Source organism: Deltaproteobacteria bacterium (assembly GCA_016874775.1).
Lineage (GTDB): Bacteria > Desulfobacterota > Binatia > Bin18 > Bin18 > VGTJ01.
Genome location: VGTJ01000320.1, coordinates 1 through 3,312 on the forward strand (window position 1 = coordinate 1; position 3,312 = coordinate 3,312).

General features: G+C 53.5%; 4 protein-coding genes and 1 pseudogene. 4 read left to right on the top strand and 1 reads right to left on the bottom strand.

Annotated elements, in window-relative coordinates:
• Positions 1-142: 142 nt before the first annotated feature.
• Positions 143-481, bottom strand: a pseudogene (locus FJ147_27970) (IS110 family transposase).
• Between the two features lie 195 nt (positions 482-676).
• Between FJ147_27970 and FJ147_27975 the strand changes: the two are divergent.
• From FJ147_27975 to FJ147_27990, 4 genes are all read left to right on the top strand, one after another.
• Positions 677-1,099, top strand: a complete 423-nt coding sequence (locus FJ147_27975; protein MBM4259721.1) for a type II toxin-antitoxin system VapC family toxin — start codon at positions 677-679, stop codon at positions 1,097-1,099.
• Positions 1,096-1,311, top strand: coding sequence for a hypothetical protein (locus FJ147_27980; GenBank protein MBM4259722.1), 216 nt, complete (start codon positions 1,096-1,098; stop codon positions 1,309-1,311). The genes FJ147_27975 and FJ147_27980 overlap by 4 nt, the downstream gene beginning before the upstream one ends.
• Before the next feature lie 473 nt (positions 1,312-1,784).
• The gene (locus FJ147_27985) at positions 1,785-2,669 is read left to right on the top strand and encodes a TIGR03619 family F420-dependent LLM class oxidoreductase (GenBank protein ID MBM4259723.1); all 885 of its coding nucleotides are present in this window, start codon (positions 1,785-1,787) and stop codon (positions 2,667-2,669) included.
• Between the two features lie 233 nt (positions 2,670-2,902).
• On the top strand, positions 2,903-3,166 hold the full coding sequence (locus tag FJ147_27990; GenBank protein ID MBM4259724.1) for an LLM class flavin-dependent oxidoreductase: 264 nt from the start codon (positions 2,903-2,905) through the stop codon (positions 3,164-3,166).
• The last annotated feature ends 146 nt before the right edge of the window (positions 3,167-3,312 follow it).

The following is a 3,312-nucleotide window of genomic DNA, read 5'->3' on the forward strand; positions in this document are numbered from 1 at the left end:
CCTATGTCGCTCTTAGCTCCATCGCTGCTCGCTCACAAGACCTTCTTTGCTTGCTCCCGCGGAACAAATCGGGTGTCGCTCTTTCCTCCTTCCTGCCTCTCGTGTTTCCTCTTCGTTCATCAGGCCAGGCTTGGGGCATCATTCCACCCCGCAATAAGACGGCAATCTTGTGCGCATCAATCTTATCGTTCTTCGCTTTGCCCCCATGAATCGCTTTCATATAGAGGGCATGGCACAGGACAAAGGCAATTCCTTCCTTCCCACAGAGGTCCGCGAGCCAATACCACGTGCATATACATTCCACACCGACGACGAGATCCTCTCGATAGGGAGCAATCACTCGCAAAAATGCCTCCGGCGTCGTCGGCAGATTTTTGTGGACAAGTTTGTTACCCTGTTGATCGAGAATACAGACGTACATCGCTTTCGCATGGAGATCGATGCCACAATAATGTTTATGCTGCTGCGTATAAAAGTTCATCCAGGCTTCCTCCGTGGGGTGGATTTGTGTGCTACAGCCATCCTACCGCCGCGCGACAACGCGCAGCAAAGGAGGCCTGGATGAGTATCAAACCGCGCCACCTCAGCGCGGCTCGGTGGCGTTAGCCGTTTTTCCCCACGCATTGCTGCTACTTTCTCTAGCAGGTAAACTTTCAGCATGAGGATCTACCTCGATATGTGTAGCATCCAGCGACCGCTTGATACGAAAACGCAACCCCGGATTGCTGTGGAAGCAGAGGCCATTCTTGGGGTCTTAACGCTCTGTGAGGCTGGGCAAGTGGAATTGATGACTTCCGATGCGTTAGTGTTCGAGCTGGAGCGCAACCCACATCCAGTACGAAAAGAATACGCTCTCAAAGTGCTCACTAAAGCAAAAGAGTTTATTCATACTGATGAGCACGTTGAAGACAGGGCACGAGCCTTCCAAGCGGAAGGGCTCAAAGCGGTGGATGCACTCCACCTGGCGTCGGCAGTGGAAGCAAAGGCCGATTATTTCTGCACCTGCGACGATAGGTTTCTTAAACGCGCGAAAGCAGTGGATACGGGACAAACGAAAGTAGTCTCTCCGCTGGAGCTGATTACGGAGGTGACGCAATGAACGTGGAAGTAAAACCCTTGAGTGAAATTACACGACACGCAATCCACCTACTCTCAAAAGAGATAGGGATAGTGGACACCGTCCGGTTTATCAATCAATTCACAACGGGTTATGGTGACTACACTGAGGAGCGAGAAGCCTTGTTCAAAGACCTGACACTTGACGACATCTTGGCGATAATGAAGAAGGTTCCAAGTCATCAGAACGGCTAACTGAGCGCGCCACCGTATCGCGGCCCGGTGGGGTGCAGGAATGAACCCGAAAGGCCGCGGTCGGGCCGCTCGCGGTGAGCGCGGACGTTAGGCGTCGCAACACACGCGAGGAGAGCATTCATGTTCGTCATAGACAGCAAGGCATTCGTTTCGCAGTTACTCAGCAACGTTTACGCGGAACGCATCAAGCCGCCGGCAGCAGGAACGCAGCCGGTGCTCGCCCGAGGATCTGTCGGACTGTTCTTGATCCGCGATGACGGCGCGAACGGCACCAAGCCGTGCGCGTGCCCGCATTGAAACCGCTATCAGTGCTCAGTGAAGAACTGCAGCACGACAGTCAATCGTGCTCACCGGAAGTTCACTTTTCACCTGGATTTACATCCCCATGCCCAAATCCTTGTTCGACCTTGCATCACCCCTCACTTCTACGTTAGGACCGTTATCTAAACTTGTACCGAGAGGAAAGGATACCTATGAAATTCGGCATTCAACTCGCGGGTGGGGCACCGATTCGCACGCGTACAGCGGCAAAAGAAATTGCGGCGGCAGCTGAGGAGTTGGGCTTTGATTCAATACTGATTGGCGATCACATTGTGATCCCGAAAAAGATCACCGCTCCGTGGCCGTATGATGAATACGTCGGCGGCAAGACTCCGTATGGCGCCTATACAGAGATGGAATGGTTTGATCCCTTCGATACGATGGCGTTTTTCGCTGGGATTACTGAGAAGGTCCGCCTTGGCATTAGCGTCCTCATCGTGCCGTATCGTCACCCCTTCGATATGGCGCGCCGGGTGGCGTCGATTGATGTCCTGTCTGGTGGACGGTTCGTGCTTGGCATTGGGGTGGGGTGGCTTTCGGACGAATTCCGGCTGTTGGAGATTCCGTTCAATGAACGCGCACAGCGCACGCGTGAATATATCCAGGTGATGAAATTGTTGTGGACGCAGGAAAAGCCCCGTTTTCAAGGCAAGTTTATTCAGGTGAATGAAGATCTCAACTTATTACCTTATCCACTACAGAAGCCACATCCGCCGATTTGGGTCGGTGGTGAATCTACGCCTGCGCTGAAGCGTGTGGCTGAATTGGGGGATGGCTGGCATATCGGTCTCGTCCTGCCTGAACGCATTCCCCAAAAACTGAAAGAACTGAAGCAGTTGATGGACAAGGCCGGGCGTGATTTCTCTAAGCTCGAATTGACTGCTCTGGCCGACCCCAATCGGCTCAAAGAAAGTGAGATCCGTGCCTACCATGCAAATGGGGTGCATGTCTTATACATGCTACCTCTGAGCAGCGATCATCGGGCAGTGATCAACGACATGCGCAGTTTTGCGCAGAAGATGAAAGCGTTCGCGTAAAGAAATGGCTGGAAAGCTCTCGAGACTTAAAGACGCAACCGAAACGCGGCCTCGTATGCACGTGCATCATGCAGGTCGGAGGCCTTCGGTTGCTCGATGAACTCAGCGACAAGGGAAAGAGTGAGGAACTCGTCGCATCTGCCAATGTATTGATGCCGCACGAAGCCTGCATTAGCCACGAGCAGTGATGGACACAGTCAACGTCGAAGAAAACCAACAGAAGGGAAGTTGCTATGAAGCTCGCGCTTTATTTACCGAATCTCCGCGATAAGATCACTGTCAGCGAAATCGTTGATTTAGCCCGTGAAGCGGAGGCGCTTGAATTTGATTCGGTGTGGTCGCTGGACCGCATCGTCGTGCCGGAAGCCTCAGACCGACAGGCGCTGGGGAAGTCGTTTGGCTTCATGTCGGAATTCCCTAAGAAAGTGTTTTTTAATTCGTATTTTCCGTCGTCACCATCCGCAGCGTGCGCCGGATACTGGCCAAGTACACCATAGCGTCACTGGAAACGGTGGTATGTTCGAAGTCCCGACACAAGCGCCGCTAGCGCCCCAGCCAACCGAAGGACCGCTCCACCACCCAGCGGCGGGGCAACACGGTAAAGCCTTTGGCGTCTGCCGAACGGCGCACCACCTCCAAGCGC